This window comes from Streptomyces sp. NBC_00435 (genome assembly GCF_036014235.1).
Classification (GTDB): domain Bacteria; phylum Actinomycetota; class Actinomycetes; order Streptomycetales; family Streptomycetaceae; genus Streptomyces.
The window spans coordinates 5,164,112-5,183,413 of the sequence record NZ_CP107924.1 but is presented as its reverse complement, the minus strand read 5'-3'; the positions used below and the strand labels follow the sequence as shown (position 1 = coordinate 5,183,413).

19 protein-coding genes are annotated in these 19,302 nt (G+C 72.7%); 9 read left to right on the top strand and 10 right to left on the bottom strand.

All coding sequences use genetic code 11. The features are described from left to right. Positions 1-123: 123 nt before the first annotated feature. Together OG389_RS23930 and mca are read right to left on the bottom strand one after the other, a co-directional pair. Positions 124-342 carry a hypothetical protein gene (locus tag OG389_RS23930; RefSeq protein WP_328300492.1) on the bottom strand — a complete coding sequence of 73 codons (219 nt, stop codon included), beginning with the start codon at positions 340-342 and terminating at the stop codon, positions 124-126. A 2-nt stretch (positions 343-344) separates the two neighbouring features. Then, a complete protein-coding gene (mca, locus tag OG389_RS23925) occupies positions 345-1,226 on the bottom strand; it encodes a mycothiol conjugate amidase Mca (protein ID WP_328300491.1) in 882 nt (293 codons plus the stop codon). A 120-nt stretch (positions 1,227-1,346) separates the two neighbouring features. On the opposite strand from mca, the gene OG389_RS23920 reads away from it, so the two are divergent. Further along, entirely contained in the window at positions 1,347-1,760 is a 414-nt protein-coding gene (locus tag OG389_RS23920; RefSeq protein WP_328300490.1) for a DUF4307 domain-containing protein, read from the top strand. 160 nt (positions 1,761-1,920) lie between these two features. After that, a complete protein-coding gene (gene greA / locus OG389_RS23915; RefSeq protein ID WP_328300489.1) occupies positions 1,921-2,418 on the top strand; it encodes a transcription elongation factor GreA in 498 nt (165 codons plus the stop codon). 82 nt (positions 2,419-2,500) lie between these two features. Here greA and OG389_RS23910 read toward each other — a convergent pair whose 3' ends face one another. From OG389_RS23910 to ilvA, 3 genes are all read right to left on the bottom strand, one after another. After that, a complete protein-coding gene (locus OG389_RS23910; protein ID WP_328300488.1) occupies positions 2,501-3,358 on the bottom strand; it encodes an ABC transporter permease in 858 nt (285 codons plus the stop codon). Next, positions 3,355-4,377 carry an ATP-binding cassette domain-containing protein gene (locus tag OG389_RS23905; RefSeq protein ID WP_328300487.1) on the bottom strand — a complete coding sequence of 341 codons (1,023 nt, stop codon included), beginning with the start codon at positions 4,375-4,377 and terminating at the stop codon, positions 3,355-3,357. The genes OG389_RS23910 and OG389_RS23905 overlap by 4 nt, the downstream gene beginning before the upstream one ends. A 173-nt stretch (positions 4,378-4,550) precedes the next feature. Next, positions 4,551-5,783 (bottom strand): threonine ammonia-lyase, encoded by a 1,233-nt coding sequence (ilvA, locus tag OG389_RS23900; protein ID WP_328300486.1) that lies wholly within the window; start codon positions 5,781-5,783, stop codon positions 4,551-4,553. A 252-nt stretch (positions 5,784-6,035) separates the two neighbouring features. Between ilvA and OG389_RS23895 the strand changes: the two genes are divergently transcribed. The 3 genes from OG389_RS23895 to OG389_RS23885 all read left to right on the top strand — a co-directional run bounded on the left by OG389_RS23895 (position 6,036) and on the right by OG389_RS23885 (position 7,432). After that, entirely contained in the window at positions 6,036-6,569 is a 534-nt protein-coding gene (locus OG389_RS23895; protein WP_328300485.1) for a MarR family winged helix-turn-helix transcriptional regulator, read from the top strand. Positions 6,570-6,674: 105 nt separating this feature from the next. Further along, positions 6,675-7,193 carry an RNA polymerase gene (locus OG389_RS23890; RefSeq protein WP_328300484.1) on the top strand — a complete coding sequence of 173 codons (519 nt, stop codon included), beginning with the start codon at positions 6,675-6,677 and terminating at the stop codon, positions 7,191-7,193. After that, positions 7,190-7,432, top strand: coding sequence for a hypothetical protein (locus OG389_RS23885; protein WP_328300483.1), 243 nt, complete (start codon positions 7,190-7,192; stop codon positions 7,430-7,432). The genes OG389_RS23890 and OG389_RS23885 overlap by 4 nt, the downstream gene beginning before the upstream one ends. Before the next feature lie 54 nt (positions 7,433-7,486). On the opposite strand, the gene OG389_RS23880 is transcribed toward OG389_RS23885, so the two are convergent. Continuing rightward, complete coding sequence (locus OG389_RS23880; protein ID WP_328300482.1) at positions 7,487-8,641, bottom strand: cystathionine gamma-synthase; 1,155 nt, start codon at positions 8,639-8,641, stop codon at positions 7,487-7,489. Between the two features lie 116 nt (positions 8,642-8,757). Between OG389_RS23880 and OG389_RS23875 the strand changes: the two genes are divergently transcribed. The 3 genes from OG389_RS23875 (at position 8,758) to msrA (ending at position 12,328) form a co-directional block, all read left to right on the top strand. Beyond that, positions 8,758-9,864, top strand: a complete 1,107-nt coding sequence (locus OG389_RS23875) for a hypothetical protein (RefSeq protein ID WP_328300481.1) — start codon at positions 8,758-8,760, stop codon at positions 9,862-9,864. A 105-nt stretch (positions 9,865-9,969) separates the two neighbouring features. Continuing rightward, positions 9,970-11,574, top strand: a complete 1,605-nt coding sequence (locus OG389_RS23870; protein ID WP_328300480.1) for a M48 family metalloprotease — start codon at positions 9,970-9,972, stop codon at positions 11,572-11,574. A gap of 88 nt (positions 11,575-11,662) precedes the next feature. After that, entirely contained in the window at positions 11,663-12,328 is a 666-nt protein-coding gene (gene msrA / locus OG389_RS23865) for a peptide-methionine (S)-S-oxide reductase MsrA (RefSeq protein WP_328300479.1), read from the top strand. 74 nt (positions 12,329-12,402) lie between these two features. Here msrA and OG389_RS23860 read toward each other — a convergent pair whose 3' ends face one another. The 3 genes from OG389_RS23860 to OG389_RS23850 form a co-directional block, all read right to left on the bottom strand. Next, positions 12,403-13,527, bottom strand: coding sequence for a hypothetical protein (locus OG389_RS23860; protein ID WP_328300478.1), 1,125 nt, complete (start codon positions 13,525-13,527; stop codon positions 12,403-12,405). Between the two features lie 170 nt (positions 13,528-13,697). Further along, positions 13,698-15,899, bottom strand: a complete 2,202-nt coding sequence (locus tag OG389_RS23855; protein WP_328300477.1) for a sulfatase-like hydrolase/transferase — start codon at positions 15,897-15,899, stop codon at positions 13,698-13,700. A gap of 182 nt (positions 15,900-16,081) precedes the next feature. Further along, a complete protein-coding gene (locus tag OG389_RS23850) occupies positions 16,082-17,128 on the bottom strand; it encodes an NAD(P)-dependent alcohol dehydrogenase (protein ID WP_328300476.1) in 1,047 nt (348 codons plus the stop codon). Between the two features lie 243 nt (positions 17,129-17,371). Here OG389_RS23850 and OG389_RS23845 point away from each other — a divergent pair, with 243 nt between their 5' ends. After that, positions 17,372-18,289: a helix-turn-helix transcriptional regulator gene (locus tag OG389_RS23845; RefSeq protein ID WP_328300475.1), complete on the top strand. Its 918-nt coding sequence runs from the start codon at positions 17,372-17,374 to the stop codon at positions 18,287-18,289. Positions 18,290-18,310: 21 nt separating this feature from the next. Here the strand turns inward: OG389_RS23845 and OG389_RS23840 are convergent, their stop codons facing one another. Further along, positions 18,311-19,273: a GNAT family N-acetyltransferase gene (locus OG389_RS23840; protein WP_328300474.1), complete on the bottom strand. Its 963-nt coding sequence runs from the start codon at positions 19,271-19,273 to the stop codon at positions 18,311-18,313. Positions 19,274-19,302 lie beyond the last annotated feature (29 nt).

Below are 19,302 nucleotides of genomic sequence, written 5' to 3'. Positions count from 1 at the left end.
CAGAAAACGGCGCGGGGCACGGTGTGCGGCCTCGCGCAAGGCGCGCGGAGCTCCGCCGCCCTGCCGTTCGCGGCGGGGCGGCGGTCGCGCGGGGATCCCGCGGACGGATCGGCGTCGACGCCCCTACGGGGCGCGCGTGCTCTCCGCCGGGGCGGGCTCCGGGGCTTCCTTGAAGTCGACGCGGCCCATGTGCCGGCTCATCGACTTCATCAGGCCCCACACCCCGAGGGCGAGGGCCGCGAACACGATGAAGCCCAGGATGCCCGGGGTCACCTTGTTCTTGTCGAAGGTGTCGCCGGCCAGCGGGAGGAGCTGGACGATTGCTGCCTGCGTAGCGCTCATAGCTACGCATTCTCCCGGATGCCCGCGAAGAGGTCGGACTCGGGGAGGGAAGTGTCCACGAGGGACTTCGCGAGCTCGTACTCCTCGGTCGGCCAGACCTCCTTCTGGATCTCCATCGGCACGCGGAACCAGCCGCCGTCGGGGTCGATCTGCGTGGCGTGCGCGATGAGGGCCTTGTCGCGGATCTCGAAGAAGTCGGCGCAGGGCACGTGGGTGGTCAGGGTCCGCTCCGTGCGCTCGAACTCCTTCCACCGCTCCAGCCACTCCGCGTACGGGGATTCCAGGCCGCGGGCGAGCAGCGCCTCGTGCAGGGCGACGGTGCGCGGCTTGTTGAAGCCCTGGTTGTAGTAGAGCTTCTGCGGCTGGTACGCCGGGCCGAACTCGGCCTCCGGGTACTTCTCGGTGTCGGCCGCGTGCTCGAAGGCCACCATCGAGATCTTGTGCGTCATGATGTGGTCGGGGTGCGGGTAGCCGCCGTTCTCGTCGTAGGTGGTGACCACCTGCGGCTGGAAGGCGCGGATCTTCCTCACCAGGCGGCCGGCCGCCTCGTCGACGTCGTCGAGGGCGAAGCAGCCCTCGGGCAGCGGCGGCAGCGGGTCGCCCTCGGGCAGGCCCGAGTCGACGTATCCCAGCCACTCCTGGTCGACGCCGAGGATCTCGCGGGCCTCGTCCATCTCCTTGGCGCGCACCTCGTGGATGTTGTCCTCGATGTACTTGTCGCCCTGGAGCTTGGGGTTGAGGACGGAGCCCCGCTCGCCGCCGGTGCAGGTCACCACCAGCACGGACACCCCCTCGGACACGTACTTGGCCATGGTGGCCGCGCCCTTGCTCGACTCGTCGTCGGGGTGGGCGTGGACGGCCATCAGTCGAAGCTGCTCGGTCAAGACAGGATCCTCTTTGAGTCGTCAGGGCTGGCGCTCCTATAGTGACCGAATCGGGGGGTGGAAAAATTCCGGGGGGTCGCTCCGGGATTCCGGTGTGACCCGTCTCGAAGGGATCGATCGATGAGCGCGGTGCGCGAGGAGCTGCCCGAGGGCCGCTACGGCCGGTCGGCGGACGAGCGCGCTGACCGCAAGCTCAAGATCATCGGATCGGTGCTCGGGGTCGGGCTGCTCGGTGTGGTCGGCTGGATCGGCTGGGACTACGTCGCCGGGCAGAGTGTGAGCGCCGAGGTCATCAAGTTCAAGGTCGTCTCGGACACCGCGGTCGAGGTGCATCTGGAGGTCCGCAAGGAGGCCTCGGTCACCGGGGTGTGCACGCTGAGCTCGCAGGACGAGGAGCACGGCGAGGTGGGCCGGGCCGACTTCACGTTCGCGCAGGAGGACCGGCGCGTGGACGAGATGGTCACGCTGAGGACGACCGGCCGCGCGACGATGATCGAACTGATCGGCTGCCGGCCGGCGGGCTCCGCGGGCTGAGCGGCGGGCCCCAGGACCGACCCGGCCCGCGGCCGGCTCAACACGCCCTGACGCGTTTCACACGCTTGGTGTCCTCCCCCTTTTCTTCCCGAATTGTTAGGCTCGTGGTTTCGTCCGCCGCTGGCGGCTTTAGTAGTCCCTGTACCGACGAGGAGCACCCGTGACCCAGACGAGCGAGAGCGTCACCTGGCTGACCCAGGCGGCGTACGACCAGCTGAAGGCCGAGCTGGAGTACCTCTCTGGTCCCGCACGCAGTGAGATCACGGTCAAGATCGCCGCTGCCCGCGAGGAGGGCGACCTCCGTGAGAACGGCGGTTACCACGCGGCCAAGGAGGAGCAGGGCAAGCAGGAGCTGCGCATCCGCCAGCTGACCCAGCTCCTGGAGAAGGCCAAGGTGGGTACGGCCCCCGCCGCCGAGGGCGTGGTGGCCCCCGGCACTCTCGTCAAGATCGCCTTCGACGGCGACGAGGACGACACCATGGAGTTCCTGCTGGCCTCGCGCGAGTACGCGTCCTCGGACTTCGAGACCTACTCCCCGCAGTCCCCGCTGGGCACCGGTGTGACGGGCAAGAAGATCGGCGAGGACGCCCAGTACGAGCTGCCGAACGGCAAGCAGGCGTCGGTCAAGATCCTCGACGTCAAGCCGTTCACCGGCTGATCACCCCCCTTTCGACATTTCGCCCCGCCGGGCTGATGACCGGCGGGGCGAAGTGCTGTGCGGGACGTGCGAGGAGCCGTGGTCAGGCCGTCGCCGAGCGGTACTTGCGGACCGCCAGGGTGCGGAAGACCACGATGATCAGCAGTGACCAGAGGATCGACGCGACGACCGGATGCTGCATCGGCCAGGCCTCGGGGACCGGGTAGCCGTCCGGGAGGTTCCCGAAGAGCTGTCGGGCCGCCTGGACGGTCGCACTGAAGGGGTTCCACTCCGCGATGTGCCGCAGGAACGTCGGCATGTTGTCGGAGGGGACGAAGGCGTTGGAGATGAACGTCAGCGGGAAGAGCCAGATCAGCCCACCCGAGGTGGCCGCCTCCGGGGTGCGCACCGACAGGCCGATCAGGGCGCCGATCCAGGAGAACGCGTAGCCGAGCAGGAGCAGCAGGGCGAAGCCGGCCAGGACCTCGCCGATGCTGGTGTGGGTGCGCCAGCCGACGATCAGCGCGACGATCGCCAGGACGACGAGCGTGAGCGTGGTCTGGACGAGGTCGGCGAGGGTGCGGCCGGTCAGGACCGCGCCGCGGGCCATGGGCAGTGACCGGAAGCGGTCGATGAGCCCCTTGTGCATGTCGTCCGCGATGCCCGCGCCCGCGCCGGCCGTGGCGAAGGTGACGGTCTGGGCGAAGATGCCCGCCATGAGGAACTCGCGGTAGGCGGCGGGCGAGGTGTTGCCGCCCACGGCGATCGAACCGCCGAAGACGTAGCTGAAGAGGACGACGAACATCACCGGCTGGATCACGCCGAAGATGATCATCTCGGGGATGCGGGACATGCGGATCAGGTTCCGCTTGGCCATGACCAGGGAGTCCTTGACCCCCTGGACGAGGCCGCCGCGCGGGCGGGGCGCCGCCAGTTCCGGGGTGGTGGAGGTGAGGGTCACTTCGCCGCCTCCTTGCGGGCCTTGCGGCCGCCCTTGCCCTGCGCGTCGGCGGGGGTCTCGTCGGTCTCCTCGGCGTTCAGTTCCGCCGCGTGGCCGGTCAGGGAGATGAACACGTCGTCCAGGGTGGGACGGCGCAGGCCGATGTCGTCGATCTCGAAGCCGCGCGCGTCCAGCTCGCGGATGACCTCGGCGAGCAGTCTGGCCCCGCCGGAGACCGGAACGGTCAGCTTGCGGGTGTGCTCCTCGACGGTGGTCTCGCCCTTGCCGAATCGCGCGAGCACCTCGCGGGCGCCGGCCATGTGGTCGCGCTCGTGCACGACGACCTCGACGCGTTCGCCGCCGGTACGGGCCTTGAGCTGGTCGGAGGTGCCGCGTGCGATGACCTTGCCGTGGTCGACCACGCAGATGTCGTGGGCGAGGTGGTCGGCCTCCTCCAGGTACTGCGTGGTGAGCAGCAGGGTGGTGCCGCCCGCGACGAGCTCCTGGATGATTCCCCACAGCGCCTGGCGGTTGCGCGGGTCGAGGCCGGTGGTGGGCTCGTCCATGAACATCACGGGCGGGCTGACGACCAGGGCCGCCGCGAGGTCGAGGCGCCGGCGCATGCCGCCGGAGTACGTCTTGGCCGTGCGGTCGGCGGCGTCGCCGAGGTTGAAGCGCTCCAGCAGTTCGGCGGCGCGGGCCTTCGCCGCCTTGGCGCTCATCTGGTAGAGCTGGCCGACCATCTGGAGGTTCTCGCGGCCGGTGAGGTACTCGTCGACGGCGGCGAACTGGCCCGAGAGGCCTATCGCGCGGCGGACTTCGTTGGGGTGCTTGAGGACGTCGATCCCGGCTACGACCGCCTTGCCGCTGTCGGGCTGCAGCAGGGTGGTCAGGACACGTACGGTCGTGGTCTTGCCCGCGCCGTTGGGGCCGAGCAGGCCCAGCACCGTGCCTTCGGGTACGTCGAGGTCAACGCCGTCCAGAGCCCTTACGTCGCCGAAGGTCTTGACCAGACCCTCGGCATAGATGGCGCCTGGCATATGGGTTCTCCCAGTGCGAATCGAACCAGCGGAATCATGACATTCCTACGCGAATCCTATGATCGCCGAGCCCAGTCGACTCCGCTCGGCCGAGCGGACGACACCGTATCGCGTTATATCGCGTGTGGCTACAGGAACGGGAGGAACAGGCACCTTCCGTGCGGGCCGGCGCCCTAGCCGATGACCGTGTACCCCGCCCCGTGCAGCGCCCGCGCGACCTCCGCGCAGTGCTCGGGCCCCTTCGTCTCCAGGTGCAGTTCCACCTCCACCTCCGTGAGCCCCAGCCGCGGGTCGGTCCGTACGTGGCTCACGTCCAGCACGTTCGCATCCACCACTGACAGTTCCCCCAGCAGACCGGCCAGCGCCCCCGGCCGGTCGGTCACCCGCAGCCGCAGCGACAGGTAGCGGCCGGCCGCCGCCATGCCGTGGCGCAGGATCCGCTGCAGGAGCAGCGGGTCGATGTTCCCGCCGGACAGGACGGCCACCACCGGGCCGTCGCCGTACAGTTCGGGCTCGCTCAGCAGCGCGGCCACCGTGCTGCACCCGGCCGGCTCGACCACCATCTTGGCCCGTTCCAGGCAGAGCAGCAGGGCGCTGGAGAGCGCGTCCTCCGACACCGTACGCACGTCGTCGAGGAGCTCGCCGATGATTTTGAAGGGGATGTCGCCGGGCCGGCCGACCTTGATGCCGTCCGCCATCGTGACCGGGTTGTCGATGGACACCGGGTGCCCGACCTTCAGCGAGGGCGGATAGGCGGCCGCGCCCGCCGCCTGGACACCGATCACCCGGACGTCCGGCCGCAGCGCCTTGACCGCGACGGCGACCCCGGCCGCGAGCCCGCCGCCGCCGATCCCGACCAGGATGGTGCGCACCTCCGGGCACTGCTCCAGGATCTCCAGGCCCACCGTGCCCTGGCCGGCGATGATGTCGCGATGGTCGAAGGGGTGGATGAACACCGCGCCCGTACGGTCCGCGTAGTCCTGGGCCGCGGCCAGCGTCTCGTCCACGACCTGCCCGTGCATCCGCACCTCGGCGCCGTAGTCCTGGGTCGCGGCCACCTTCGGCAGGGGTGCCCCCACCGGCATGAACACGGTCGAGCGGACCCCGAGGAGGGAAGAGGCCAGCGCCACGCCCTGCGCGTGGTTGCCCGCGCTGGCGGCGACGACTCCGGCGGCCCGCTGCTCGGGGCGCAGTCCCGCGATGCGCACGTACGCCCCGCGGAGCTTGAAGGAGCCGGTGCGCTGGAGGTTCTCGCACTTGAGGTGGACCGGGGAGCCGGTGAGCGTGGAGAGGTACCGGCTGCCCTCCATCGCGGTCACCCGGGAGACGCCGGAGAGCATCTTCTGTGCCCCTCGGACATCGTCGAGGATGACCTGCGGAACGGGCTGCGGCACGCGGTAGTTCATGCGGTCAGTCTCGCAGCCGGTGCGCCACCCGGCGCGGGACGCGGATCCGGGCCCGGTGCCACCGTGCGGGCGGGGGCCCGCAGGGGTGCCCGGGCGGGCCCGCGGAGGGGCGAGATCTCGCCATGCGGGACGGACCGTGACGGCCGTTCCGCAGCGGCCGTACCAGTTCTCGTACGAGGCGTACGAGCCGCCGCACGGCCGCGTACTCTGTCCCCCATCCTTGTCGGCCCCTCGCGAAGAGAGCTCACGGCCATGCCCTCCACCTCGGCCAGTTCCGACCTGCCCGCGCCGGCCGGCGCGCCCGCCGAAGCCGGTCTCCTCGACGCGCTCCAGCACCAGGTGGCGGTCTTCGCCCGGCGCGCCGAGCAGACCCGCCTGGGCGGGGTCGGCCAGGCCCGCAACTCCATGGACCGGGCCGCGTACCTGCTGCTGAACCGGCTCGACCTGGAGGGCCCGATGGGCGTCAAGGCGCTCGCCGGCGGCATGGGCATCGACTCCTCCACCGTGACCCGCCAGGTCGCGCCGCTCGTCGACAGCGGCCTGGTCAAGCGGACCTCGCACCCGGAGGACGGCCGGGCGGTGGTGCTCGCGCTGTCCCCGCGCGGACTGGCCCGGCTGGAGGAGGTCCGCTCCTCCCGGCGCGAGTTGATGGCACGGGTGACCGAGGGGTGGAACGAGGTGGAGCGCGAGTCGTTCACCGGTCTGCTGACGCGTTTCAACGTCTCGCTGTCCGAGCTGATGTCGGCCGGCTCCGAGCCCGGCTCCGAGGCCGGCCCCGCCTCCTGACGCCCGCCCGGGCCGTCCGTCCGGTGCCCCCTCCGGTACCCCGTCCGTCCCGGGTGCCTCCCACCCCTTGACCGGGGTGGTCCCGCTGGCCGCACTATGTGGACTGTGGACCACGGGCCGGGCCCCTACGCCGAGTTCGAAGCCTTCGTCGCCGGAGCGGCGGGGCGGCTCCTGCGCGTCGCGATCCTGCTCACGGCGGAGCCCGCCGCCACCGCGGAGGACGCTCCCGCCGCGCGCGGGCTCCTCGGCGGCGCGCTGGCCCGTACCTACGCGAACTGGCGCAGGCTGCGCGGGGACGACCCGTACGACTACACGCGCCAGGAGCTGTGCGCCGCCTTCGCCCGCACCGGCCGCCGCCACCACGGCGGCGGCGGGGTGCTCGGACCGCTCGGCCCGCTGGAGCGGCTCGTCGTGGTGCTGCGGCTCTACGAGGGGGTCGCGGAGGAAGTCACGGCGGCGCAGCTGGGGCTGGCGCCCGAGCGGGTGCGCGCGCTCTGCGACCGCGCGGTGGCCGGCCTGCGCTCGCACCCCGGCGCCGCATCCGGCCCTGGCGCGGATCCCGGTCCCGGCGCCGGTCCCGGCCCCGGCTCCCGGTCGGACACCCGTCACCAGGAGGCGGCATGAGTCCCCCGGATCGTAGGGAAGCCCACGTCAAACGACTGCTGGAGGGCCCTTACCCGGCGGTGCCGGCCGATCTCGCGGCGGGCGCGGCGGCACGCGGCGACCGGCTGCTGCGGCGGCGCCGCACGGTCCGCCGGATCGGCTGGATGCTGGTCTTCGCGGCGCTGGTGGCCTTCGTGGTGTGGGCCTCGCTCACGCACGCGTGGACGGCGCCGTCGAGCGAGGTCTCCCCGCCCTGGTAGGGGTCGGGGAAACCTCGCGGACGGCGCCGTCCGCCGCGTCGTGCCGGCGCCGTGCTAGCCCAGCGCCTGCGTCAGGTCCGCGAGCAGGTCGTCGACGTTCTCGATGCCGACCGACAGACGGACCAGGTCGCCCGGGACCTCCAGGGCCGAGCCGGCCACCGAGGCGTGGGTCATGCGGCCCGGGTGCTCGATGAGGGACTCGACGCCGCCGAGGGATTCGCCCAGGGTGAAGATCCTGGTCCGGTCGCAGAGCGCGACCGCCTCCTCCTCGCCGCCGGTGACCTCGAAGGAGATCATGCCGCCGAAGTTGCGCATCTGCTTGGCGGCGACCTCGTGGCCCGGGTGCCCGGGCAGGCCCGGGTAGAGGACCTTGTGGACCTTGGGGTGGCGGGTCAGCATCTCGGCGATCCGGCTGGCGTTCTCGGCGTGCCGGTCCATGCGGACGGCCAGCGTCTTGATGCCGCGCAGCACGAGCCACGAATCGAAGGGCCCGGCCACCGCGCCCATGGCGTTCTGGTGGTAGGCCAGCTCCTCGCCCAGTGCCGCGTCGGCGGCGACGAGCGCGCCGCCGACGACGTCGGAGTGGCCGCCCATGTACTTGGTCAGCGAGTGCACGACCACGTCCGCGCCGAGCGCGAGCGGCTGCTGGAGGTAGGGGGACGCGAAGGTGTTGTCCACAACCAGCTTGGCGCCGGCGGTCCGCGCGATGTCGGCCACGAGGGCGATGTCCGTGATGCCGAGCAGCGGGTTGGAGGGGGTCTCGACCCAGATGACCTTGGTCTTCGGCGTGAGGGCGGCCCGTACGGACGCCGGGTCGGAGGTGTCGGCCACCGACCACTCGACGCCCCAGCGGGAGACGACCTTCGCGAAGAGGCGGAAGGTGCCGCCGTAGGCGTCGTTCGGGATGACCACGTGGTCGCCCGGGGAGAGCAGCGTACGCAGCAGGCAGTCCTCGGCGGCGAGCCCGGATGCGAAGGCGAGGCCGCGCCGGCCGCCCTCCAGCGCCGCGAGGTTCTCCTCCAGCGCGGTACGGGTCGGGTTGCCGCTGCGGCTGTACTCGTAGCCGCCGCGCAGTCCTCCGACGCCGTCCTGCTTGTACGTGGAGACCTGGTAGATCGGGGGCACGACCGCGCCGGTCAGCGGGTCCGCCGTGTTGCCCGCGTGGATGGCGCGGGTCTCGAAGCTCTGGTGCTCGTGGCTGTCGCTCATGGCCCGATGCTATGCCCCGTCCGGCCCTGCCGCGGCCCCCACCTCAGCCATCCCCGCAGCGGAGCGGCTTTGCCTCCTATTGGCCTTCGTGCGGGTCCGTCTGGTTCGCTGGGGTCATGGAGATTCTGTGGTTCCTGCTCGCGATGGCCCTGCTCTTGGCCGCCGCCGGACCGATCCTGCGGCGCGGGATCGGCGGCCTGCGCACGGTCGCGCCCGGCAGCCCGGACGCGGCCGACCCCGCGGACTACGGATTCGCCCTCCAGGAGGACCTCGACATCCGGATCCCGGGCCCCGACCAGGACCTGATGGACGCCCTCGACAACGTGACCCGGACCGGGCAGTGGCAGGCCGCCTCCCAGCTGCTGGCCGGCACCCCGAAGGAGGGCGAGGTGCGCTGGCAGCGCGTGCAGGCCTTCGCCGGTTCGGCGGCGCTGGAGCTGTCCCAGGAGCCCGGGGCCGGTGCGCGCTGGCTGAAGGCGTGGCGGCTGGAGGCCCCGAAGGACGCGGGCGGTGCCCAGGTGCACGCGGAGCTGCTGGCGCAGCAGATGTTCCGGCGCCCCGAAGGCATGGGCGAGAGCGATGTGCGGATCATCGCGGAGGAGGCCCTCGAGTCCTGCCGGCAGGCCGCGCCGCTGGCCCCCGGCGACCCGGTCCCGTACATCGTCGAGCTGGCCGTCGCCCGCATGCTGCACTACCCGGAGCCCGAGTACGACGCGCTCTGGGCCAAGGTCATCGACCGGGCGCCGCAGCACATGGGCGCGCACCTGGCGGCGCTGCACTACTGGTGTGCGAAGTGGCACGGCTCCCGGGAGAAGGCCGACGCCTTCACCCACCACGCGGCGGCCCGCGCCCCGCGGGGCTCACTGCTGGCGGCGCTGCCGCTGTTCGCGCTGTACGAGCACCTCCCCGACGTGGTCCTGATCCGCAGCTTCCACCAGAGCGAGGCCGTGACCCGGGCGGTGGAGGGCGCGCTGTACGCCGTCCACAGCGCGCGCGCCGACGACCCGATGCTGGCTCACGTACGCCACCTGCTGCTCCTCTTCCTGGTCGGCGGGGAGCGCTGGGCCGAGGCGATGGACCAGGTCCGGCACATCGACGGCTACGTGGGCGCCCTCCCCTGGTCGGCCGACGCGGACCCGGCGGCCTCGTACGCGGTCTACCGCGCCCTGGCGGTGGCGGGCTACGAGGCCAACGGCGGCTCCCCGGCGACACTGCCGCTCTGACGGCCCGCCCGGACTCCAGCCCCGCCCCCCACGGCGCCGAACCCCGCCCCTAAGGTTCGCGTGAGCAACATCGCACCGCTTCGTCCCGTGGGGGGATCTGTCCATATGGGCGCTTCGCTGCGCGCCTTGCGCGCCCTCGTCCTGCTCGCCGGCTTCCATCTGCTCGGCGTCCTCCTGCTCGCCGCCCTCGCCGCCACCGTCGTCGGCGCCGAGTCGGCCGGACTGCACGGCCCGAGCCTCCTCAAACTGCTCGCCGTCGCCGTCGTCCTCGCCGTCCCGATCGTGCGCGGCATGTCCATGCTCCGCCTGCCCAGGGCGGACCCGCTCCCCGGCGTCCCCGTCACCGAGCACCAGGAACCCCTCCTGTGGGCGGCGGTCCGCGAGATCGCCGGGCAGGTCGGCACCCGGGCCCCCGACGAGATCGTGCTGATCGCCGACGTCAACGCCGCCGTCACCGAGGACGCCCGGCTGCTCGGGCTGCGGCCGGGAACCCGACGCCTCTACATCGGACTGCCCCTGATGACGGGCATGGACGAGATGCGGCTGCGCGCCGCGCTCGCCCACGAGATGGGCCACTACGCCAACCTCGACACCCGCCTCACCCCGCTGATCCGGCGCGGCCGCGTCCAGCTGCTGCGTACCGTCGACACCTTCAACGAGCGGTCCGAAGCCAAGATCGCCAAGGAGCGGGCGAAGCAGGAGAAGAAGGCCGCCAAGCGGATCGCGGCCGGCAAGAAGGCCAAGGAGATCGACACCACCGGCGACGGCGCCACGTACCGCGCGATGGCGAAGATCTACACCGGGTACGGGAAGTTCTACCAGCGCTCGACCCTCTCCGGCGCCCGCCGCCAGGAGCTCGCCGCCGACCTGGCCGCCGTCCGCGTCGCCGGCCGCGATTGCGCCGGCTCGGCGCTGCGCGAGCTCAACGCCATCGGCCCGGCCCACGAGCGCTACATGGATTCGTACGCCACCCTCGGCGTCGACGCCGGGCTGCTGCCGCCCCCGGGGCAGGTATTCGGCGGCCTGCGCCACTTCCTCGAAGCCCGCGGCGGGGAACTGGACGGGCTGCGACGGGAACTGCCCGGGGAGCCGGTCGACCCGTACGACTCCCACCCCGCGCTCGCCGAGCGCGTCGCCCGGATCGAGGCGCTGCCCGGGGACGGCCTCGGCACCCGGCCGTCCCGCCCCTCGCTGGAGCTGCTCGCCGACTCCGGGGCCTCGCTGATCGCGCTGGAGCGGGCGGCCTTGACTCCCGAGGCCTTCGCGATGCGGCGCCTCGACTGGGAGGACCTCGTGCACGAGAGCATGAGCCACTACGCCGGCCGGGACGCGCGGGAGCTCCGGGAGGCCTTGGCCGCCGAGGGCGTGGGAAGCGGCCTGGCCGCGCTGCTCGACGCGATCGACGCCGATCCGGCAGTGCGCGGGCGGATCACCGACCGGCTCCCGGAGTCCGACGGGGTGGCCGCCGCCGCGACGGGGTGCGCGGCCCCCGAGTTCGCCCGGCCGGTGCTGCGCCGGGCGCTGGACCGGCTGGTCACCACCGAGCTCACGGACCGCGGCGCGGCCCGCTGGCTGCTGTCCTGGTCCGAGCCGGCCACGCTGCGCTACCCGAGCGATGGCTTCGAGGAGCGGCTGGAGCGCGCCTTCGACGCCGTCACCGCCGGTCTCCCCGACACCGGACCGCTGCGCAAGCTGGTGCTCGCCCCCTGACCGGCCCCGCGCCCTGCCGGGGTACGGCGGACCGGGGGAATCCCTGCGCGCCGTTCCCCGTTACCGGTAGACCACAAGGAGGGAATCCATGTTCTCGTACCGCCGCACGCCCGAGCTGCCCACCCGCGAGGAAGCCCTGACGGGCCGCGCGGAGCCGCTCTTCGGACTGCCCGCTGTCCACACCGTGCTCGGCAACCCCCTCGCGGGCCCCTACCCCGCCCACCTCCAGGTCGCGGACTTCGGCCTCGGCTGCTTCTGGGGCGCCGAGCGCAAGTTCTGGCAGACCCCGGGGGTGTGGACCACGCTCGCCGGCTACCAGGGCGGCTTCACGGAGAATCCGACCTACGAGGAGGTCTGCTCGGGCGGCACCGGCCACACCGAGGTCGTCCGGGTCGTCTTCGACCCCTCCCTGGTCTCCTACGAGGCCCTGCTGAAGCTCTTCTGGGAGTCCCACGACCCGACCCAGGGCTTCCGCCAGGGCAACGACGTCGGCACCCAGTACCGCTCGGCGGTCTACACCCACTCCGCCGCCGACCAGAGCACTGCCGAGGCCTCCCGCGAGGCCTACCAGCGCGTCCTGACCGGCTCCGGGTACGGCCCGATCACCACGGCCGTCCTCCCGGCGTCGGAGCGCATCTTCTGGCCGGCGGAGGCGTACCACCAGCAGTACCTCGCCAAGAACCCGGACGGCTACTGCGGCATCGGCGGCACGGGTGTCTCCTGCCCGATCGGCGTGGCCCGGGCCGAGGGCTGACGCCTCCGGCGCCGGGTCCCGGCGGTGGCGGATCCCCTTGGGCCGCCACCGCGGGACTCAGGTGCTGATCGCCGTCACTTGACCGTGGTCACGCCGATCGAGGTCTCCACCGCGCCCCGGTCCAGGTAACCGCCGTTCTTGCCGGTGTTGGGCACGCGCTGGTCGTCCAGGGCCGGGAGACCGCTGAAGTCGGGCACGAGTGCGCCGGGCGCCGTCGCGTCGGCGGAATCGATGGTGGGCGAACCGGCCACGTTGAAGCCGACGCCCGTGGACGTGGCCCGGAAGATGTCGTGGGCGCCCTGTCCGGTCGCGGCCGCGAACTCCGCGGGCTTCTTGTAGCTCGCGCCGGCCCACTTGTAGGCCACCAGCGTGACCGCGGGATCGCCGGCGATCAGGTTGTAGTCGGCGCGCGTGCCGACGGTGGCGCTCGCCGACACGTTGATGCCCTTGCGGAGCCCCGCCGCCGGGCAGTCGGCGGAGGGCTCGGCGTAGATCACGTTGTTGAACACCGCGGAGCCGGACGAGCCGCCGCTGATCGAGAGGGGCGTCACGCAGGCGCCGTACACCGTGTTGTTGGTGATGACGGTGCCGGGTGCGTCCGCCACCGTCAGCGCCGGGCGGGGGCGGCCGAAGGCCAGGTTGCGGCTGAACACGGTGCGCTCGGCGCCGCCCTCGATCCGCACGGCGCCCAGCTGGCTCCGGGTGACGCGCACGTCCTTGCTGGCGTCGGCGACCACGAGGGCGTCGGCGTCCCGCCGCAGGCCGGTGATCGCGTTCAGCTCGATGTCGGTCGACCGGCTGATCCGGGTGGTTCCGGCGACGCCCAGTCCGCTGATCCTGACGTGGGAGGCGCCCGTCACGGTCAGGTCCCCGTCGAGGAACGCCTTGGGGAAGAGGGGGGAGGTCGTCTCGACGACGAAGGTGATCGGCTTGCCGGGCTCACCGGAGCGGTCGATGACGAGTGACTCGGCGCTGTGCGCGCGTGCCTGCATCCGGACCGTCTGACCCGGCTTGACGATCTTGGCCGCCGAGGAGAGGCGGCAGAAGGGCACGGCCTTCGAACCGGGTCCGGTGTCGGAGCAGGCGATGGTGCTGTTCACGTAGAGGTCGGCCGGGGTCCCGGCGGCGGCGACGGCCGGTGTGCCGAGAAGGGTGACGAGGCCCGCGGTGAGCAGGACCGTCGTACGACGAGGACGCACGAGCAGGGTTCCTTCGGTGGAGAGCGGCGGGGACCGACCAAGGACGCGTCACCGCACGACGGTTGCCCCGCCGCTCCCCCCTGCAACGGTCGGGCACGCCCGGAAACCCTGAAGTCTCCGGTCATCATCCACGACCGTGAACCTGCCTGTCACCCCCTCCGGACCGTGCTTCAGACCACCGTCACCCGGGCCAGCGCCCACGAGGTGTGGTCGAAGGCCGAGTTGGCGTTGGCGTCCTCCACCACCAGCTGGAGGAGGCGGATCCCGCGTACGTCCACGTCGAGGGCGGTCGGGCCCGACGCGCCGGTCAGGATGCCCGTCGTGGCCAGGACGCGGCCGTCGCCGCGCACGGTGGCACGGGTGGCTCCGGCGGCGGACTGCTTCTTCGAGAAGTCGTCGATGCCGACCAGGGTGGTGAACCGGTTCCCGCGTCCGCCCAGGTGGTAGACGATCTCCGACGGCGCGTGCACGCCGAGCCCCTTGGCGTACGTGACCCCGCCGAAGGCGATCGGGGTGCCGTCGCCCGCCGGCTGCTTCCCGTTGGAGCGGTCGATCTCGACGGGGCCCCAGCCATTGGCGGCCGAGACCCACGGGAGGTCGCTGAGGTAGCTGTCGCGCGCGGGCGGGGCCGGCAGGGGCGCGTAGCGGGTGGGGGCCGTGAAGCGCAGGCCGGACGAGGTGGTGGCCTGGGCGGTGAGCAGCGCGGGCGCCGGCGTCGGCGCGGGCGGGGTCACCCGCCAGGTCGTGGTCAGGGCTTCGCCCGGGGCGAGGGAGGCGGCGCTGTCCGCGTCGGCCGGGGTGGCCGTCCAGCCTGCGGGGAGCGGGAGGGTGACGCGGACGTCGGGCCAGGGTCGGCCCGTACCGTTCGAGATCGTCGTGGTGAGCGTGCCGGCCGTAGCATCCGTGACCCCGGTGAGACCCCACGGGCGGCGCACGTAGGTGTCGGCCCAGGAGGAGCGCAGGAGGGCCGTCAGGCTCGTGACCACCGACGGGTTCGCCGCCGCCACGTCGTACTTCTCGGCGAGGTCCGTCGTCAGGTTGTAGAGCTCGAACCGCCACTGCGCGTCCGGTGCGGTCCGGTCGCGCGCCGGGGCGAACCGCACGGCCTTCCACTGGTCCTTGCGGACGGCCTCCGCCACCCGCGTGGCCCGGCCGCCGTCCTGGGCGTTGGCCCGGCTGGTGACTCCCTGCTCGTCCCGGTACCAGTACAGGTGGTTGTGGACCGGGGCGAGGGCCGGGGTGCCGTTCAGGACGGGCGCCGCCGAGAGCCCGTCGATGTCGGAGGGGGCCGGGGCGCCGCCCGCCAGGTCGGCGAGGGTGGGCAGGAGGTCGTACAACGGGGTGGGGCGGGCGCTGGTGGTGCCGGGGGCGATCCGGCCCGGGGACCAGGCGATCAGCGGGACGCGGACGCCGCCCTCGTAGAGGTTGCGCTTGTAGCCGCGCAGCGGGCCGTTGGCGTCGAAGAGGTCGGGGTTCACCCCGCCCTCCTCGTGCGGGCCGTTGTCGGAGGCGACCAGGACGACCGTGCGTTCCGCGACGCCCCGCGCCTTCAGCCGGTCCACGACCGCGCCGACCTGTGCGTCGAGGAGGCTGATCTGCGCCGCGTGCGCCTTGTTCTCCTGCGTCCACGACTGGGAGGCGTAGGCGCCGGTGTCGGGGATGTCGCTGGGGGCGTGCGGGAGGTTCGGGGCGAGGAAGAGCAGGAAGGGATCGGTGCCGGCGGCTCGGGCGTCGATGAAGTCGAGGGCGCGCGCGGCGATGGCGTCGGGGGCGAAGGTGCCCGTCGGGACGGTCTCCTTGGCGTTGTTGTGCCAGAGGTACGCCGGGTAGTACTCGTGGGCGTGGGTGTGGTCGATGTACCCGTAGAACTCCTCGAAGCCCCGCGCGCCCGGGTGGCTCGGCTGGTCCCCCGTCTCCGGCCCGAAGCCCCATTTGCCGAACAGGCCCGTACGGTAGCCGCGCGCCCGCAGCACCTCCGCGAAGGTGGTGTCACCGGCGCCCAGGCTGCCCTGGCCGCCGCTGGAGGGGTTGGCGCGGACGGCGGCGTGGCCGGTGTGCAGGCCGGTCAGCAGCGCGGCGCGGGAGGGCGCGCAGACGGCGGCCGCGGAGTAGGCGTCGGTGAACCGGAGCCCCTCGGCGGCGAGCCGGTCGATGCGCGGGGTGCTGATCAGCTTCTGGCCGTACGCGCCCAGGTCGCCGTAGCCGAGGTCGTCGGCCAGCACCACCACGATGTTCGGCGGCGCCTGCGGTCCGGCGGCGTCGCCGGCCGCGGCGGCCGTCGCCCGGGCGGGCGGGGTGAGCTGCGGAAGGGCGGCGAGGCCGAGGCCGGCGGCGGCCGCGGAACCCGCGAGGAAGTGGCGGCGGCTGGGCATCTCGAACTCCCCGGTGGGTGAAGGCTGATGGGAAGATCGTCCGCGCGGACGGCCGCCGGAACCATGCACGGGGCATGAAGAACGTGTGACGGCCCCCGGGGAGGCGCGGGTACGCGCCCGCCCCGGGGGCCGTCGGCCGGCAGGGGGGCGGCCCGGCGGGCGGCCCGGCAGCCCGGCGGCCGTCAGATCGTCGAGGTGTCGATGACGAAGCGGTAGCGGACGTCGCCCGCCTGGACGCGCTCGAAGGCCTCGTTGACCTCGTCGGCGCGGATCAGCTCGATCTCCGCACCGAGCGCGTGCTCCGCGCAGAAGTCGAGCATCTCCTGCGTCTCGGCGATGCCGCCGATCATCGATCCGGCCAGGGTCTTGCGGCCGCCGATGACGGAGAACAGGTTCAGCGAGACCGGCTCCTCGGGGGCGCCGACGTTCACCAGGGCGCCGTCCACCTTCAGCAGCCCCAGGTAGGCGTCGAAGCCGAGGGGTGCGGAGACGGTGGACACGATCAGGTCGAAGCGGCCGGCCAGCTCCTCGAAGGTGGTCCCGTCGCTCGTGGCGTAGAAGTGGTCGGCGCCCAGCTTCAGCCCGTCCTCCTTCTTGCGCAGGGTCTGCGAGAGCACGGTGACCTCCGCGCCGAGCGCGTGGGCGATCTTGACGCCCATGTGGCCGAGGCCGCCGAGTCCGACGATCGCGACCTGCTTGCCGGGGCCGGCCTTCCAGTGCTTGAGCGGGGAGTAGAGGGTGATGCCGGCGCACAGCAGCGGGGCGGCGACGTCCAGGGCGAGGCCGTCGGGGATGCGGACGGTGTAGTTCTCGTCGACGACGACGTGCGTGGAGTAACCGCCGTACGTGGGCTCGCCGTTCTTGTCGAGGGCGTTGTACGTGCCGGTCATGCCCTTGGCGCAGTACTGCTCCTGGCCTGCGAGGCACTGCTCGCAGGCGCGGCAGGAGTCCACGAAGCAGCCGACGCCGACCCGGTCGCCGACCGCGAACCTGGTGACGTCCGGGCCGACCTCGGTGACCACACCGGCGATCTCGTGCCCCGGGACCATGGGGTAGATGCCCTCGCCCCAGCCGTCCGTGACCTGGTGGATGTCGGAGTGGCAGATGCCGGAGAACTTGATGTCGATGAGGACGTCGTGCGCGCCGACCGGCCGGCGCGGGACGGTGATGCGCTCCAGCGGGGCCTTGGGGGCGGGAGCGGCGTAGGCGGCGACCTGGGTGACGGACACGGTGAGGCTCCTCGGAAGACTGCTGCGGGGGGCTGCTGGGGGGGGGACTGCTGGGGGGGGACTGCTGGGGTTGCTCCGCGGGACCGCCGTGCTGGGATTCCGTACGGGTTTCCGCGGTTCCCAGCTTGCGGGCTCCGGCGCCGGCCACCCATCCCCCTGTCCTGCCTAGGACTGGCGAACCTACCCTTGGCGGGGTCAGGCACAGGCCCCCGTCCCGCGCCCCCGCGCGGCGATACTGGGGTAATGCACCAGCTTGATCAGCGGGCCGAGCTCGGCGAGTTCCTGCGTTCCCGGCGCTCCCGGCTGCGCCCCGAGGACGTCGGCCTGCCCGACTACGGACGCCACCGCCGGGTCCCCGGGCTGCGCCGCGAGGAGCTGGCGCAGCTGGCTGGGGTCTCGGTCGCGTACTACACGCGGCTGGAGCAGGGCCACGGGCAGAACGTGTCGGCGGAGATCCTCGACGCCATCGCCCGGGCACTGCGCCTGGACGGTACGGAGCGCGCCCACCTGAGTCGTCTGGCCGGCCCGAAGCCCCGCAAGCGCCGCCAGGCCCCGCGCCCGCAGCAGGTGCGGCCGGAGCTGCGGACGCTGCTGGACGCGATGGACGGCGTACCCGCCTACCTGGTCGGGCGGCGCCAGGACGTCATAGGCTGGAACCGGATGGCGGCGGCGGTGTTCGGTGACTTCGGGACGCTGCCGGCCCAGGAGCGCAACCTGGTGCGGCTGGTGTTCCTGGACCCGGCGACGGCGGAGCTGTACGCCGACTGGGAGTGCCGGGCGTGCGAGGTGGTGAGCAACCTGCGCCTGTACGCCGGTCAGTACCCGGACGACGAGCGACTGTCGGCGCTGGTGGGCGAACTGTCGGTGAAGAACGAGGAGTTCCGCCGGCTGTGGGCGGCCCACACGGTGGCGGACAACAAGACGCACGGCATCAAGCGGCTGCGCCATCCGCTGGTCGGCGAACTCCAGCTCTCCTTCGAGACCCTGGCCCTCCCGGACGACCCGGCGCAGTTCCTGGTCACCTACCACGCGGCCCCGGGCTCCCCCTCGGCCGACGCCCTCAGCCTGCTCTCCTCCTGGTCCGCGTCACCCGCCGCTCCAACCCCGGACCCCGTCCGGGACGCGGCGTCGACCGGCGACGTCCCGGCCTGCGGCCAGTGAGCGGGACGGCCGCGCCCCCGGCTACGGCTGGAGCTTCAACTGGAAGTAGCCGACCGTGCGTTCGAGCCGGTAGCCCAGGGCCGCGTTGACCGCGAGCATCGGGGTGTTGTCGTCGGCCACCGAGGTGGCGACGGTGCGCAGGTCCGGGTGGCGGACCGCCGCTTCCGCGAGCATGCGCCGCTTGACCGCGCGGCCGAGGCCGTGGCCCCGGTGGGCGGGGACCACCACGGTGTCGTACTGGAGCGCGCGCGGGCCGGCCGGGTCGGGGAGGACCAGTTCGGTGTAGGCCGCCACCTCTCCGTCCGGGGTGACGGCGGCGACCGTGGTCAGCGCGCCTCCCCGGTCCAGGATCTTCCGGTGGGCCGCGTGCAGGCGCTCCGCCGTCCAGGTCTGGATCCTCTGGTCCAGGTCCCCCATCGGCGCGTCCTCCATCGCGCCGTGGGCGACGGCCACCGCCGGCGCCCACGCGTCGGGGACCAGTCCGGGCCAGCAGATCAGCTCGTAGTCGGACGGGAGCGGTGGCGCCGGCTCCTCCCGCGCCGCCCGTACGTCCTGTACGTACCAGGCCATCGACAGGACGTTCTCGAAGCCCACGGACTCGGCGAACGCCTGGCCCGGACCGCCCAGGTCCACCTCGGCCGCGACTGAGGTCCGACCCGAGGCGAGCAGCTCCTCCCGGGCCCGCCCCCACAGGGCCGTGCCCACACCGCGCCGCCGCGCGTCCGGCCGTACCGTCAGCTCGTCCAGGAACGCGGTGTGGTCGTTGCCGCCGTCCGTGAACAGGACCGGGGAGGCGACTGCGTCCTCCGTGGCCCAGTGCACCGACCGCCCCCGCGCCGAAGGCACCCGCAGCGCTCCGGCCACCTCCGTCCGGGAGGGCGGCGCCACCTGCGGCAGGTCGGCCGTCCGGGCGGAAGCCAGGACGGCCCACCAGTGGTCGACCTCGGTGTCGGTCGGGGGTACGGAGAGCGGGGCGATCGTCATGCTCCGGACCCTAGTGCTGTGGCCCGGGG

Excerpts from the sequence above, each read along its gene's own strand:
- OG389_RS23930 (WP_328300492.1), bottom strand. The coding sequence starts at position 342 with ATGAGCGCTACGCAGGCAGCAATCGTCCAGCTCCTCCCGCTGGCCGGC.
- OG389_RS23920 (WP_328300490.1), top strand. The coding sequence starts at position 1,347 with ATGAGCGCGGTGCGCGAGGAGCTGCCCGAGGGCCGCTACGGCCGGTCG.
- OG389_RS23905 (WP_328300487.1), bottom strand. The coding sequence starts at position 4,377 with ATGCCAGGCGCCATCTATGCCGAGGGTCTGGTCAAGACCTTCGGCGAC.
- ilvA (WP_328300486.1), bottom strand. The coding sequence starts at position 5,783 with ATGAACTACCGCGTGCCGCAGCCCGTTCCGCAGGTCATCCTCGACGAT.
- OG389_RS23895 (WP_328300485.1), top strand. The coding sequence starts at position 6,036 with ATGCCCTCCACCTCGGCCAGTTCCGACCTGCCCGCGCCGGCCGGCGCG.
- OG389_RS23885 (WP_328300483.1), top strand. The coding sequence starts at position 7,190 with ATGAGTCCCCCGGATCGTAGGGAAGCCCACGTCAAACGACTGCTGGAG.
- OG389_RS23880 (WP_328300482.1), bottom strand. The coding sequence starts at position 8,641 with ATGAGCGACAGCCACGAGCACCAGAGCTTCGAGACCCGCGCCATCCAC.
- OG389_RS23875 (WP_328300481.1), top strand. The coding sequence starts at position 8,758 with ATGGAGATTCTGTGGTTCCTGCTCGCGATGGCCCTGCTCTTGGCCGCC.
- OG389_RS23870 (WP_328300480.1), top strand. The coding sequence starts at position 9,970 with ATGGGCGCTTCGCTGCGCGCCTTGCGCGCCCTCGTCCTGCTCGCCGGC.
- msrA (WP_328300479.1), top strand. The coding sequence starts at position 11,663 with ATGTTCTCGTACCGCCGCACGCCCGAGCTGCCCACCCGCGAGGAAGCC.
- OG389_RS23855 (WP_328300477.1), bottom strand. The coding sequence starts at position 15,899 with ATGCCCAGCCGCCGCCACTTCCTCGCGGGTTCCGCGGCCGCCGCCGGC.
- OG389_RS23845 (WP_328300475.1), top strand. The coding sequence starts at position 17,372 with ATGCACCAGCTTGATCAGCGGGCCGAGCTCGGCGAGTTCCTGCGTTCC.
- OG389_RS23840 (WP_328300474.1), bottom strand. The coding sequence starts at position 19,273 with ATGACGATCGCCCCGCTCTCCGTACCCCCGACCGACACCGAGGTCGAC.